This window comes from Pseudomonas sp. G11 (assembly GCF_029457515.1).
GTDB lineage: Bacteria > Pseudomonadota > Gammaproteobacteria > Pseudomonadales > Pseudomonadaceae > Aquipseudomonas > Aquipseudomonas gorinensis.
On sequence record NZ_CP120377.1, the window covers coordinates 750,700 to 763,943 of the forward strand.

At 60.0% G+C, this 13,244-nt stretch carries 11 protein-coding genes; 1 reads left to right on the plus strand and 10 read right to left on the minus strand.

Annotated features, from left to right (window positions below):
* Positions 1-45: 45 nt before the first annotated feature.
* From P2T68_RS03395 to P2T68_RS03410, 4 genes are all read right to left on the minus strand, one after another.
* Entirely contained in the window at positions 46-2,550 is a 2,505-nt protein-coding gene (locus tag P2T68_RS03395; protein WP_240968546.1) for a fimbria/pilus outer membrane usher protein, read from the minus strand.
* Positions 2,551-2,761: 211 nt separating this feature from the next.
* Positions 2,762-3,529 (minus strand): molecular chaperone, encoded by a 768-nt coding sequence (locus tag P2T68_RS03400; protein ID WP_277379061.1) that lies wholly within the window; start codon positions 3,527-3,529, stop codon positions 2,762-2,764.
* Between the two features lie 8 nt (positions 3,530-3,537).
* Positions 3,538-4,314: a fimbria/pilus periplasmic chaperone gene (locus P2T68_RS03405; protein ID WP_277379062.1), complete on the minus strand. Its 777-nt coding sequence runs from the start codon at positions 4,312-4,314 to the stop codon at positions 3,538-3,540.
* Between the two features lie 68 nt (positions 4,315-4,382).
* Entirely contained in the window at positions 4,383-4,961 is a 579-nt protein-coding gene (locus tag P2T68_RS03410; RefSeq protein ID WP_024072946.1) for a fimbrial protein, read from the minus strand.
* A 347-nt stretch (positions 4,962-5,308) separates the two neighbouring features.
* Here P2T68_RS03410 and P2T68_RS03415 point away from each other — a divergent pair, with 347 nt between their 5' ends.
* Positions 5,309-6,004 carry a response regulator transcription factor gene (locus P2T68_RS03415; protein WP_041161082.1) on the plus strand — a complete coding sequence of 232 codons (696 nt, stop codon included), beginning with the start codon at positions 5,309-5,311 and terminating at the stop codon, positions 6,002-6,004.
* A 17-nt stretch (positions 6,005-6,021) separates the two neighbouring features.
* Here P2T68_RS03415 and P2T68_RS03420 read toward each other — a convergent pair whose 3' ends face one another.
* The 6 genes from P2T68_RS03420 to hslU all read right to left on the minus strand — a co-directional run bounded on the left by P2T68_RS03420 (position 6,022) and on the right by hslU (position 13,223).
* On the minus strand, positions 6,022-6,642 hold the full coding sequence (locus tag P2T68_RS03420; RefSeq protein WP_024072948.1) for a TetR/AcrR family transcriptional regulator: 621 nt from the start codon (positions 6,640-6,642) through the stop codon (positions 6,022-6,024).
* Between the two features lie 27 nt (positions 6,643-6,669).
* A complete protein-coding gene (gene phaC / locus P2T68_RS03425; RefSeq protein ID WP_069075067.1) occupies positions 6,670-8,352 on the minus strand; it encodes a class II poly(R)-hydroxyalkanoic acid synthase in 1,683 nt (560 codons plus the stop codon).
* A gap of 88 nt (positions 8,353-8,440) precedes the next feature.
* The gene (gene phaZ / locus P2T68_RS03430) at positions 8,441-9,286 is read right to left on the minus strand and encodes a poly(3-hydroxyalkanoate) depolymerase (RefSeq protein WP_024072950.1); all 846 of its coding nucleotides are present in this window, start codon (positions 9,284-9,286) and stop codon (positions 8,441-8,443) included.
* 145 nt (positions 9,287-9,431) lie between these two features.
* The gene (gene phaC, locus P2T68_RS03435) at positions 9,432-11,111 is read right to left on the minus strand and encodes a class II poly(R)-hydroxyalkanoic acid synthase (protein WP_024072951.1); all 1,680 of its coding nucleotides are present in this window, start codon (positions 11,109-11,111) and stop codon (positions 9,432-9,434) included.
* A 249-nt stretch (positions 11,112-11,360) separates the two neighbouring features.
* Positions 11,361-11,738 carry a DUF971 domain-containing protein gene (locus tag P2T68_RS03440; protein ID WP_069075066.1) on the minus strand — a complete coding sequence of 126 codons (378 nt, stop codon included), beginning with the start codon at positions 11,736-11,738 and terminating at the stop codon, positions 11,361-11,363.
* 147 nt (positions 11,739-11,885) lie between these two features.
* Complete coding sequence (gene hslU / locus P2T68_RS03445) at positions 11,886-13,223, minus strand: ATP-dependent protease ATPase subunit HslU (protein WP_024072953.1); 1,338 nt, start codon at positions 13,221-13,223, stop codon at positions 11,886-11,888.
* Positions 13,224-13,244 lie beyond the last annotated feature (21 nt).

The window sequence follows — 13,244 nt, forward strand, 5'->3', positions numbered from 1 at the left end:
TAGGAGAAATAGAGGGGCTGCGGCAACATGCAGGCTTGCGCCCAATCAACCGCTCGTATGGGTTTTGCAAGTGCCTGCGTCCAGATGGCGCAAACGCGCTGAGCCATTCACCTTCGGCCCTGTGCCCAGGCGGTATTGCAGCCGGCAAGAGTCCTCGGTATCGCCCCCCCATTTGACGGTTAACCACCCCTGCGCACGCGCCACTCGCACAAAGGCTTTACCGCCCTGGCCGACAATGCCGACGCTGGCGCCGTCTTCATCGAATACGTCCGAACCGAACGGCAGTGGGCTGGCATCGTCGCGCAGTGCCGTGATCAAGATGGCTTGACCGCTGACGGTAGCGAACTGCAGCTTCACCACTGAACCGGCACGCGGTGCGACGTTTTGCGCAGCGGTCTTGAGTTCCACATCCACCGATAGGTCTTTGGGGTCGAGTTCCACCGCGTTCTGTCGATACGGCGTGAGGTGGGGCACCACGGCAAAGCCGCTCCGGCCGACCTGGGCGCTGTGGTTGCCATTGATCCGCGCACCCTGGGCATCAGGCGCCTGGACGACACCGATGGTGTCGCCCAGCTCCGGAGCGAAAGTCACGCCCTCTGCATGGGCAACGATACCGCCGGTCATGCCGAGCGACATCGCGCGGTAGGTGTTGCCCTGCCCGAAACCGGCGGACACCACCCCCTGGCTGGTCTGGTACTTCGCGTCAGCGCTCGTCGCCGTACTGGCACCCTGTACCCGGCTGGCCCCTATCCCGTAGGTGAACTCGTTGCGCTCACCCAGAGTGCCGCCCAGGCTCAACCGCTCGCCGTCGCCTTGGTTGCCGCGATACGCGGTGGTGGTCAAGGTCGGTGTGCGTGCGCCGCTGCCCAAGGGCAGGCTCAGGGTCAGCTCCAATTGCTGGTCGATCCGCTCACTGAGTAAGTCCTTGGTGCGCTGGGCGCTGACGGTGTAGTGCAGGCCCTTCCAACTGCCCGTGTACCCCGTGGTGAACGTCAAGTTGCCGCTTTTGCGGTTCCAATAGTTCTGCGACGAGCCGGTAAGGTATATCGATCCGTTGCCCAGGCTTTGATTGAGGCTGATGTCCATCCTGTCGCGCAAACGCGATACGTGCTCCAGGTTGCCTCCGTCTATGGCCAGGTCGCGAACCCGGGCGGCATCGGCAGCGCTCAGGAAACCTTCGGTGGAGTAGCGATAGGCGCCGAGGGCAAAGTGGGTGCCGGTCTCGGTGAAGTTCTTGCTGTAGCGCAACTGCACGCTTCGTCCGTCACGGGACCCGTGGCCCGGCAACGTTGCATTCGAATGGGTCAGGTCAATGGACAGCGCGCCAAACGGGGTATTGAACGCTGTACCCAACAAATGGGACCGGTAGTCTTCGCCCAGCACCGCACCGGTATAGCCGGTCAGCAGGTTGCTGAGGCCATGTTGGTAAGTGGCTTGCATCAGCTTGGGTGGGTGGCGCAGGCCAATTTCATCCAACTGGCCGACACTCAGTGCGTAACGGTGATAGCCCGTACGCAGCAGGTTGGCGTTGGCGGCGAACGGAACGATGAACTCGCGTTGACGACCATCGGCCTCGGTGATCGTAACGGTCAGATCGCCACCATAGCCGGTGGGAAACAGGTCGTTGAGCACGAAGGGGCCAGGGGCGACGGAAACTTCATCCAGCAACACGCCGCGCTGGCGCACCGTGACCCGCGCATTGGTCTCGGCGATGCCGCGCACGACCGGCGCAAAACCTGTCTGGGAGTCCGGCAGCATCCGATCATCGCTGAACAGGCTGATCCCCCGCAGGCGCACACTGTCGAACAGATCGCCTGGCGTGTAGGTTTCTCCCATCATCAACTGTGACTGGAGCGGGCTCAGTTCCCGCTGCACATAGGTGGCACTGCTTTGGTACTTCGAAGTGGAGTCGGTGCGGTTGAAGCTGGCGTTATGACGCCAGTGCCAATCGCCCAGGTTGAGCCCGGTGTTCAGCCCCAGGTACTGGGAGTCGAGCGAGCGGCCATTCGTACGGGTCACAAACGTGTTGGCGTTGTAGCGTACAAAGGCGGCGTCGATCCCACTGTCCCAATGTTGTGGGTCGACATAGCCCCGCGCCTTGCGCGCCAGGTAGATCTGCGGAACCTGCAGCGCCAGGCGGTTTTCGCCGGCGTCGAACTGGCTGCTGCTGCCCGGCAGGTAGGACGAAATATCATCGCAGCTGGCAAAGGTACGACGCGGTGCTTGAGCGGGTTCGGTGGGTTGATTGTGCGGCGCATCCACCTGGATTCCAAACCGCAGAAGCGCTTCGCGCTCCAGGCACATTTGTGCAGAGTCTCGGCCTTGCACCGCAACGAATGACAGGGTTTCCCGCCCGATCCACTGACCGTTCAGATAAATATCGATGCGGTAGCTTCCGGGCAGAACAACGTTGCCCTGGCTGAACTTTGAAATATCAACCTGTCGGCCTCTGACGGCATCCGGGAAGAAGGCGGGGTTGAATTCGACATTCTCGACAGCGCCTGCACCCCAGGCGTGAGCGCTGGTCAGCAGTATCAGGCCACGCGCCATGAACGGTAATCGACGACGTATCAGGGACCCGTTTCTCACCCTGGCGGGCGTGTTCAAACTCATGTTTGGCATTCTCAAAAAAAGGTGCTGTCCGAATGTGGGCAAAGGGAAGCCCTGCCCTGAACAATGGGCATCAACCGAACGTAGGTAATGAAGTGAGCTGCGTGACCCGCCAGGCGATGGCGGCTCGCGAGGCGGCGGCGTCAGGTGGTCATGTGGAGACCTTGGCGCGGTGAGAGACCGTTACTCCGAAGTCATCCAGCGTCTGAAACTCCACGGTTGCCGCGCTGCCTGGCGGCGACTTGAGGTTGGGCAGTTCAAAACGGCTGCGACCGCCGGGCATCACCATATTCGCGGTGCCTGAGGTGGAGGCCTGGTGGGTAGGGCCGTGCTGGGCCTCGAGCAGTTGGACCTGTTCGAAAGTCACGTAGTAAGGCGTGGGGTTATAGACTTCCAGAACTTGGCCTTGCTCGGTCAATTCGCGACGCCATTGCAGTTTTCCGGGTGCGGCGTCGGCGCCGTAAGGCAGGTTGGGCGGACGGAAAAACAGCTTGATCCGAGAGCGGAAGGCGAGCTGCAACTGGTTGCTGTGTTCGGGGCCTTGCGATTGGGCGGGTACTTCGAGCACGTTGAACCAAAACAGGCTTTCCTGGGCCGACGGCAAGGCCTCTCCCGTATACGCCAGGCGCATGACCTGTTGTTTGCCTGGTTCCATACGAAAAATGGGAGGGGTGGCAATAAAAGGAATGCCGGTCAGGTCCGGTGTCGAGTGCTCGTCGCCCTTGTCCAGCCAGGCCTGGATCAACACCGGTGCCTGATTCTTGCTTTCAAGCCTGACCGTCACCTCCTTGGCGTGCTGCGGGTAGACAATACGGGTGTTGTCGATGACAACACTCGCGTGTGCGGCAGTGCTGCCCGACAGCACGAAAACCAAGGCCATGAACTTGGCTAACAAGTATGAAATGGAGCGCGCGTTCATCTGGGTATTCATCTGGCGGCTGGAGGGGCAAGGGGGGCCGAGTGGCGCACGCGGGCACCGAAGTCACTGACGCTGGTGAACTCGACTTCTGCCACATCGTTGGGGCGACTGCGCAGCAGCGGCAGTGCAAACAATTTGATGTCACCGGCCGGCATGAGCAGGCCATCGTTGGCATCCTTGTTTGCCGCTTTGCTGAAGCGTTTGCCGCCGCTCAGCAAGTCAACCGAGGTCAAGGAGATATGGTAGGGCGTCGGGTTGGTCGCTTGCAGTGCATAGCCCTGCTCGTGGGCCACCAGTGCCCATTGCAGTTTTGATGGGGCGCTGCTCGCCGGGTAGGGCAATGCATCGGGCCGCAGGAACACGCGCACGCGGGTACGGAACGCCAGTTCGATCTGGTTGTTTTGTTCGGTATTGGCGGTGCGCGGCGGTACTTCCAGCACATTCAGCCAGTACAGGCTTTCGCGATCGGCAGGTGCTGGTTCGCCGGAGTAGCGTAGGCGCAACGCCTGTTGCTGATGCGGCTCAATGCGGAAGATCGGCGGCGAAAGGGTGAACGGCGTTTGCGTTGTGCTCGGTGTTGAGTGTGGATTGCCCGTATCCAGCCAGGATTGCACCAGCGCCGGACGGTCTCCCTTGTTTTCCAGGCGCACGACGACCTCTCGTTGTTCCGCCGGGAAGATCACGCGGGTACCGTAAATAATCACGCCGGCATGGGCTGGGGGCGCTAGCGGTGGGAGCAACCCAAATCCACAGGCTACAAATGCGAGGCAGACCATTCTTTTCATGGTGTCAGAGGTCTCTTCGGGTCAGGGGAGGACCTGCCTGACGGCTGCAGGTCCGTTGTCTACACACCTTAATCGGCGTACACGATCGTAAAGCCGACCCGAGTCTTGACCGTACCTTCAGTGGACGCGCCGCTGGCATACATTTGTGCGGCCAGTGGGATCAATGCCTGGTTGTCGGCGATTACCACGCCTTCAGATTTTTCGGTGTATACGTTCAGGGGCGAGCCATCGCGTTTAGTCACTTCAACCTGTACGTTCTTGGCATTGGTTGTGTCGGACGGGTCATCATGGCCATCGATGTTCAAACGGCCGGTCGCCACATCAATGGCGGGGCTGGTGGGATCGAATGCAACCATGGCGGTGCGACCGTTGGTGCAGCTGCCTTCGCCAGGCGCGCCAATGCGAATGGTGAAGCCTGTGAGGTTGGCGCGATCACCCGGTTTCGCCAAGCGCGCGGCAGAAACCCCGCCCAGGTTGACGTCCTTGACCACGGCCCCGGTGCCCGGTGCCGCACCCTCGACCGTGCAAGTCACATCGGTGACCAGGCCGCTGAAGTTCATAACGCCATCTGCAGCGTGCGCGCAGTGTGATACAGCAACAGTCAAGGCCAATGCGGCCGCGACAGTAGATAAAACATTTACGTTCATGACATTTCCACTGATGAATGACAGGTGTTGCCAGCCACGGGTTGAAACACAGCATGTGTTGAGTGGCGGGTGGCTGTAATTTGTATCTAAACGTGAATGACTTCTATAGAAGCGTGACGAGTTTTAGTTCGAAATTGTTCGAAAGCATGCTGTTTTAGTTAATTTTTTTTCGGCTGTAATTTGGGTTTTTACTGTTCTATTGGGAATATTCTTTCAGTTGTTTCTGTAGGAAGTGGCGGGGCTTATTGCGTGCCTGTATTGAACCCTGTGCATGGCTGGGCTATACCGGGCTAGAAACAATGGGTGATTGTGGGTTCGATGCTGCATTTATTCATGCGGGTATCTTTATGCCGACTTCAAGTTCCAATCCATATACCGTCGTTCTGTTGGATGATCATGAGATGGTTCGGCAGGGGATCGAGTTGGGCTTGAGAAAAGAGGCCGACCTCAGTGTGATCGGCTCCTTCGGCACGGGGAAGCAATTATTGGAGGCGCTGACCCTGCGGCCGGCGGATGTGGTGGTCATGGACTTTATTCTGGCACCGTCGGAAATCGACGGCCTCAGTTTGATCCAGACGTTGAACCGACGTTTTCGCCAGTGCAGGCCCTTGATTGTATGTTCGCACTACACGCCCGCCACTGTTTCAATGTCTTTGAAGGCGGGTTGTTGGGGGGTACTGGGCAAAACCCAGAACATGAGCGAGTTGGTTACGGCGATTCGAACGGTGGCCCAGGGGCGTATTTATCTGCACCCCTGCATGATGCCAGCGTTGCAGGGTATGCAATCACTTATTGATGTTGCCCATAAACCGTCGAACATGGAGTTTTCAACTTCGTCATGGTTGAACGCCTGCCTTACGCCAAAAGAGCAGGAAGTTCTGCGGTGTTTTCTGGATGGGATGTCTGTGAATTCAATCGCGGCAAAGTTCTCGCGCAGCGTCAGTACGATCAGTACACAAAAACAATCGGCGTATCGAAAGTTGGGCATCAAGAGCGACAGCGAACTGTTCAGGTTTACCCAGCAGTTCGGGGAGTTTGGCTGACCGTATTGAACACTCCGTTAAACCGCATCCTCCAGATAACGCAGCGCCAACCGCTCGGTCGCCTGTCGTGTCGGTAGCAGCAGATGGGGGGCCACCAGCATCATGATTTGATATATCACCACCCGTACCTCCCCTTCACGATCGAGAATCCGTTGATAGTCCAGGGAGAACAGCAGGGTCATGGTGATCTGTTCCACTAATTGCCCCAGCGCCTGGGTATCGCTGACCAATTGCCCCGCAGCCTTCAAGTGCGCAAGCAGCGATGCAAGGGTGCGCTTGAGCGCGGTGAGCAGGTTGCGAATGCCCTTGGCCAGTTTCGGCAGGCGCCCCGCCAGGTTTGACAGATCCTGGAACAAAAAACGGTAGTGAGCCATATGCTCGATGATCAAGTGCAGGAACAGCCAATAGTCCTCGGCTTCCAGTTGGGCGTCTGCCGGTGGGTCGAGCAGGGGCATCAGCTCACTCTGGAAGCGCTCGAACAGCCCGAGCACCAGTGGCTCCTTGCCATGGAAGTGGTAGTAGAGGTTGCCGGGGCTGATCCCCATTTCATTGGCCACCTCCATGGTAGACACGTTCGGTTCGCCCTTCTGGTTGAACAGCTGCAGTGCGCATTCAAGGATACGGTCGCGGGTCTTCATCCAGTCTTCTTAATGTGATCGTTGAGCTCAGCGCACGCGCACGTAAGTGCCCGGCGCCGCTTCCATCGGTGGGTAATTCTGGTTGCCCAGGGCGGTTAGGGTTTCGCGCTGTACGCCTGAGCGTTGCTGGATCCACTCCAGCCACTGCGGCCACCAACTGCCCTCGACGTGATTGGCGTCGTAGTACCAGGCCCGTGGGTCGCTGCTCAGCTTGGGGTTCTCGACATAGTTGGCCTTGGGGTTACCCGGCGGGTTGAGGATGCTCTGGATATGCCCGCTGTTGGACAGCACGAAGCGCCGGTCGCCGCCGAGCAACTGGGTGGAGCGGTACACCGCGTCCCACGGCGTGATGTGGTCGTTGATCCCGGCCACGCTGAAGCTGTCCACCGTGACCTTCTGCAAATCGATAGGCGTGCCGCATACCTCCAGGCCACCGGGGTGGCTCAGGGGGTTGTGCTTGAAGAAGTCCAGCAGGTCGCCATGCAGTGCGGCGGGCAGGCGCGTGTTGTCGTTGTTCCAATACAGGATGTCGAAGGCCGGCGGTTCCTTGCCCAGCAGGTAATTATTGATCCAGTAGTTCCAGATCAGGTCGTTGGGACGCATCCAGGCGAACACCTTGGCCATGTCGCGGCCCTCGAGCACGCCTTGCTGGTAGGAACGGCGCTTGGCGGCTTCGAGGGTTTGTTCGTCGGCGAACAGGGTGGCGGGGCTGTCAATCTGGCTGTCCAGCAGGCTCACCAGGTAGCTGGCGCTGGAGATGCGCCGCAACTGGCGCTTGGCCTGCAAATGGCCTTGCAGGGCGGCAATGGTCAGGCCCCCGGCGCAGGCGCCCATCAGGTTGACTTCGCGGGCACCGGTGATGGCCCGGCAGACGTTGAGCGCTTCCTCCAGCGCCGCCACATACGTGGACAAGCCCCATTCGCGATGACGCACATCCGGGTTGCGCCAACTGACGATAAAGGTTTGCAGGCTGTTCTTCAGTGCGTATTGCACAAAGCTGTTGGCCGGGCTCAGGTCGAAAATGTAGTACTTGTTGATTTGCGGCGGCACGATCAGCAGCGGCTTGGCGTACTGTTTTTCGCTCATGGGCTTGTACTGGATCAGCTCCAGCAGCTCATTGCGAAACACCACCGAGCCTGGGGTCGTGGCCACGGTCTTGCCGACTTCGAACGCCTGCTTGGTCACCTGGCGCGGCAGGCCGTTGTTGTGCAGCAGGTCGTCGAGCAGGTTGCTCACGCCGCGCACCACGCTGTTGCCGCCGGAGTTGAGCAACTCCTTGACGGCCAGCGGGTTGAGCAGGGTGTTGGAGGGGGAGACGGCGTCGTTGAGCAGCGAGAAGGCAAAGTGCGCACGGGCCCGGTCGTCGCTGCTCAGGGTGCTGTCGTCGATCCAGTGGCGGACTTCTTTCTGCCAGCTCAGATAGGCCTGCAGGCTGCGTCGGTAGAAGGGGTTGAGCGTCCAGGTCGGGTCCGTGAAGCGGCTGTCGCGCGGGTTGGGCTCATGCACGGTCTCACCCAGCAGCACGCGCCCCAACTGACCGCCCAGGGCCAGGGCGTGACGGGCGGTATGCAGGGGGTTACGCCAACCGTGGGCGGCAACGCTGCGCAGGGTCGACAGCAAATCCCGACCGTGCAGGCCGGTGATCGCGTTTTGCGCGTTGATGAACGCGGCGGGGGTGGGCGCCGGGTTCGTCACGGGTCTTTCTCGCATGAGCCAACACTCCTTCGTCAAGCCATCAACAGGCACGCCAATTCAGAACCATAGTCGGTTCTCGGCAAGTTGCGCGGCGGTGTGGTCCTTACACCGCTGGTCGCGGGTGAATCACGGCCCGCATGCGCTCCTCCTCGAGAAATTTCATGATGATCGGTGCCACGGCTTCAGCCCGGGTGATCAGGAACAGGTGGCCGTCATCGATGATGTGCAACTGTGCGTTGGGAATGCGCCAGGCCAGCATGCGCATGTTGACCAGCGGGATCAGCGGGTCGTCGTCCCCGGCCAGCACCAGGGTCGGCTGGCGGATCTTGTGCAGCCAGTGGATGCTGGTCCAGCCCAGCCCCGCGAACAGTTGCCAGTAGTAGCCCAGCTTGCCGGCCGAGCGCACTTTGCTGGCGTGCTCGGCGGCCAGTTTCGAGTCGCGGCGGAACGAGCCGCCATAAATCATCGGCGCAATGCGCACCACGTGGGACGGTTGGATATACCGCCGGGGGCTGGCCATCAGCCACAACACTTTCGGCTTGCCCGGCACCATCACCGCACCGGCGGCGGTGGCAGCGAGGATCAGCTTCTTGCAACGCTCCGGGTAGTCATAGGCAAATTGCTGCGCCAGTGCGCCGCCCCAGGACACACCCACCACATTCACCTGGCCATAATCCAGGTAATCGAGCATGCGCGCGGTGAGCTTGGCCAGGCCAGGGAAACGATACGGCCGTTTGGGCGTGGACGAACCGCCCACCCCTGGCACATCGAAGGCAATCACTTCCAAGTCCGGGTCCAGGGCCTGGACGAACGGAAACACCAGCTCAAGGTTGGCGCCGATGCCGTTGAAGATCAGCAACGGTGTCAAGTGGGGCTTGCCCGGGCGTACCGCCGTGCGGATGGTCTGGCCATCCAGGTCGATGGTACGGAAGATGAACGGTTGCGGCATGCTCAAGCCCTGTGAAGTATTGCAGTCCGAGTGAGGTCAGTGTGGGAGGGGGCTTGCCCCGATGGCGGTGTATCAGTCACCACAGGATCAACTGGTCCACCGCTATCGGGGGCAAGCCCCCTCCCACATTTGAACGCATTTCAATCTAGCGTTCGTGCACATAGGTGCCTGGCGCCGCCTCTGCTGCGGCGTAGGTTTTATTGCCTAATGTTGTCGGAGCCTTCTTCAGCTTGCCCGCTCTTTCCGCCTGCCACGCCTGCCAATGCAGCCACCACGAGTCAGTGTGCTTGGTCGCATTCTCCTGCCATTCAAGCGGCTTGCCCGCCAGGCTGTCGCTGGTCTGGTAGCGTGCCTTGGGGTTGCCCGGAGGGTTGAGGATGCTCTGGATATGCCCGCTGCTGGACAGCACGAACTCTACTTTGCCGCCAAACAGCTGCGCCGACTTGTAGCAGGACTGCCACGGCGTGATGTGGTCGTTGGTGCCGGCCAGGGAGTAGATGTCGGCGGTGACCTGCTTGAGGTCGATCGGTGTACCGCACACTTCCAGGGCGTTGGCGCGTACCAGTGGGTTGTTCTTGAACAATTCGATCAGATCGCCGTGGAACGCGGCGGGCAAGCGCGTGGTGTCGTTGTTCCAGAACAGGATGTCGAACACCGGCGGCTCGTTGCCCAACAGGTAGTTATTGACCCAATAGTTCCAGATCAGGTCGTTGGGGCGCATCCAGGCAAACACCTTGGCCATGTCGCGGCCTTCCAGCACACCGGCCTGGTAGGAGTGGCGCTTGGCCGCTTCCAGGGTCTGCTCGTCGACGAACAGCGCCACCTGGGTGTCCAGGGTTGTGTCCAGCACGCTCACCAGCAGGGTCAGGGCGTTGACCTTCTTCTCACCCAGCGCGGCGTAGTGGCCCAGCAGGGCGGTGCAGGTGATGCCGCCGGAGCAGGCGCCGAGCATGTTGATGTCTTTGCTGCCGGTAATCGCCGTGACCACGTCCACCGCTTCCTTGAGTGCCTCGATGTAGGTGGACAGGCCCCACTCGCGCTGGGCCTTGGTCGGGTTGCGCCAACTGACGATAAAGGTCTGCTGGCCATTGCGCAGGCAGAAGCGCGCCAGACTCTTATCCGGGCTCAGGTCGAACACATAGAATTTGTTGATCTGCGGCGGCACCACCAGCAACGGGCGCTCATGCACCTGCTCGGTGATCGGCTTGTACTGGATCAGCTCCAGTACGTCATTGCGAAACACTACCGCGCCTTCGGTGGTGCCCAGGCTCTTGCCGACTTCAAAGGCGCCCATGTTGACCTGGCTCGGCATGCCGCCGTTATGCACCATGTCCTTGGCCAGGTGGGACAGGCCATCGAGCAGGCTCTTGCCGCCGGTTTCGAAGAAGCGCTTGATTGCCGCCGGGTTGGCCGCGCTGTTGGTGGGGGCCATGGCTTCGGTCATCAGGTTGATCACGAAGTGGCCGCGACTGATGTCCTGTTCCGACAGGTTGCTGTCGCCGATCCAGTCGTGCAGTTCCTTGCGCCACGCCAGGTAGGTTTGCAGGTAGCGTTTGTACAGCGGGTTCTGGCTCCAGGCCGGGTCGTGAAAGCGACGGTCATCGTTTTCGGGTTGCAGCTGCGATTTGCCGAACATCACGTTCTTCAATTCAACGCCAAAATGGGCGACGTGCTTGACGCTGTGCAACGGCTGCTTGATGGCTTGGGTCAGCACCATCTTGGCCGAGGCCAGTAAATCCTTTTTACGTAACGCGATGATCGGGTTGAGCCCCAGGGTGTTTTCCGAGGCCTGGCGTTTCAAGTCATCGTTATTCTTGTTACTCATCTACGACGCTCCATTGTCCGAAAGACGAGTACCGGGTACCGCTGCGCACCAGTTTTCGATACACAACACAAGCCAGGTACTGCGACTCGGGTGACCGTTGATACCGCATCGTCAAATGCAGGGAACTTGCCAGTTCCATTGGTTACCCGAGTTTAATTTTTTTCGCAAGCGGGCCAATCGTTGGCCACGCGACAGGGCATTCAAGCAGATGAAATTAGAAAATGCCCTCTAAAGAGCAAGAAGCCTGGGCTAGAGCATCAGCCGTACGACCGACTGACTCGGGTCGCGGGTTTTGCCGGCTGCCTTGAGCTCGGCGAGGTAGTCAGCCCACAGTGCGTCCTGACGCACGGCCAATTGGTAGAGGTAGTCCCAGGTGAACAGTCCGCTGTCATGTCCGTCGTCGAAGGTCAATTTCAGTGCGTACTGACCGGCCGGTTCGACCTTGCTCAAGCGCACGTTGAGCTTGCCGAATTGCAGGATGGGTTTGCCGTGGCCCTGGACCTCGGCGGAGGGCGAGTGAACCCGTAGGAATTCGGCGGGCAACCGGTAGGCCTCATCGGGCCCGTAGGTGAGGCCGAGGGTGTTGGAGGTTTTGTGCAGGTTTACAGCAGTAGGAAATTTGGACATTGATGATGATCCTGAATAAACCGGCTCAAAATGTGGGAGGGGGCTTGCCCCCGATAGCAGTGGTCAGTCAGGCATACATCTTTCTGACAGACCGCTATCGGGGGCAAGCCCCCTCCCACATGAAAGCAAAGCGATCCTGTATATGGCTTACAGGATATAACGAGACAGATCTTCGTTCTGCGCCAATTCACCCAGGTGGCTGTTGACGTAGTCGGCATCGATCTTGATCGTTTCGCCATTCTGCGCACCGGCCAGGTCACCGGCGCTGAAGGACACTTCCTCAAGCAGGCGCTCCAGCAAGGTGTGCAGGCGACGAGCACCGATATTCTCGGTCTTCTCGTTGACCTGCCAAGCGATCTCCGCCAGGCGCTTGATACCGTCCGGCAGGAACTCGATGCCCAAGCCTTCGGTTTTCAGCAACTCACAGTACTGCTCGGTGAGCGATGCATGCGGCTCGCTGAGGATGCGCTCGAAGTCGCCTGGGGTCAGCGCCTTGAGTTCCACGCGAATCGGCAGGCGGCCTTGCAGCTCCGGCACCAGGTCGCTTGGCTTGCTCAGGTGGAATGCACCGGAGGCGATAAACAGGATGTGGTCGGTCTTGACCATGCCCAGCTTGGTGTTCACGGTGCAGCCTTCGATCAGCGGCAACAGGTCGCGCTGTACGCCTTCACGGGACACATCGACGCCGCCGGAGTTACCGCGCTTGGCGACCTTGTCGATCTCGTCGATAAACACGATGCCATGCTGCTCGACCGCTTCCAGGGCCTTGGCCTTGAGCTCTTCCTCATTGACCAGGCGCCCGGCTTCTTCGTCGCGTACTAGCTTCAGCGCTTCTTTCACCTTGAGCTTGCGGCTTTTCTTCTTGCCCTTGCCCATGTTGGCGAACAGGTTCTGCAACTGGCTGGTCATTTCTTCCATGCCAGGCGGCGCGGAGATGTCGACGCCGGACACTTCGGCGATTTCGATCTCGATTTCCTTGTCGTTCAACTGGCCTTCGCGCAGGCGCTTGCGGAACAGCTGGCGGGTGTTGGAGTCCGAGGCCGGTGCGGCGTCTTCGTTGAAGCCCATGCGTGCCGGCGGCAACAGGGCATCGAGGATGCGTTCTTCGGCGGCGTCTTCGGCGCGCAGGCTGACCTTGGTCATTTCCTGCTCGCGCAGCAGCTTCAGGGCCGCGTCGGCCAGGTCGCGGATGATCGACTCGACATCGCGGCCTACATAGCCGACTTCGGTGAACTTGGTCGCTTCGACCTTGATGAACGGTGCATTGGCCAGTTTGGCCAGGCGCCGGGCGATTTCGGTTTTACCGACGCCGGTCGGGCCGATCATTAGGATGTTCTTCGGCGTTACTTCAACGCGCAGTTCTTCGGGCAGTTGCATGCGGCGCCAGCGGTTACGCAGCGCAATGGCAACGGCGCGCTTGGCATCGTCCTGGCCGATGATATGGCGATTGAGTTCATGGACGATTTCGCGGGGAGTCATGGACATAGTGTGTGCGGCCCTCAAGCG

Excerpts from the sequence above, each read along its gene's own strand:
- hslU (WP_024072953.1), bottom strand. The coding sequence starts at position 13,223 with ATGTCCATGACTCCCCGCGAAATCGTCCATGAACTCAATCGCCATATC.
- P2T68_RS03400 (WP_277379061.1), bottom strand. The coding sequence starts at position 3,529 with ATGAACGCGCGCTCCATTTCATACTTGTTAGCCAAGTTCATGGCCTTG.
- P2T68_RS03395 (WP_240968546.1), bottom strand. The coding sequence starts at position 2,550 with ATGGCGCGTGGCCTGATACTGCTGACCAGCGCTCACGCCTGGGGTGCA.
- P2T68_RS03405 (WP_277379062.1), bottom strand. The coding sequence starts at position 4,314 with ATGAAAAGAATGGTCTGCCTCGCATTTGTAGCCTGTGGATTTGGGTTG.
- P2T68_RS03410 (WP_024072946.1), bottom strand. The coding sequence starts at position 4,961 with ATGAACGTAAATGTTTTATCTACTGTCGCGGCCGCATTGGCCTTGACT.
- phaC (WP_069075067.1), bottom strand. The coding sequence starts at position 8,352 with ATGCGAGAAAGACCCGTGACGAACCCGGCGCCCACCCCCGCCGCGTTC.
- phaZ (WP_024072950.1), bottom strand. The coding sequence starts at position 9,286 with ATGCCGCAACCGTTCATCTTCCGTACCATCGACCTGGATGGCCAGACC.
- P2T68_RS03440 (WP_069075066.1), bottom strand. The coding sequence starts at position 11,738 with ATGTCCAAATTTCCTACTGCTGTAAACCTGCACAAAACCTCCAACACC.
- P2T68_RS03415 (WP_041161082.1), top strand. The coding sequence starts at position 5,309 with ATGCCGACTTCAAGTTCCAATCCATATACCGTCGTTCTGTTGGATGAT.
- P2T68_RS03420 (WP_024072948.1), bottom strand. The coding sequence starts at position 6,642 with ATGAAGACCCGCGACCGTATCCTTGAATGCGCACTGCAGCTGTTCAAC.
- phaC (WP_024072951.1), bottom strand. The coding sequence starts at position 11,111 with ATGAGTAACAAGAATAACGATGACTTGAAACGCCAGGCCTCGGAAAAC.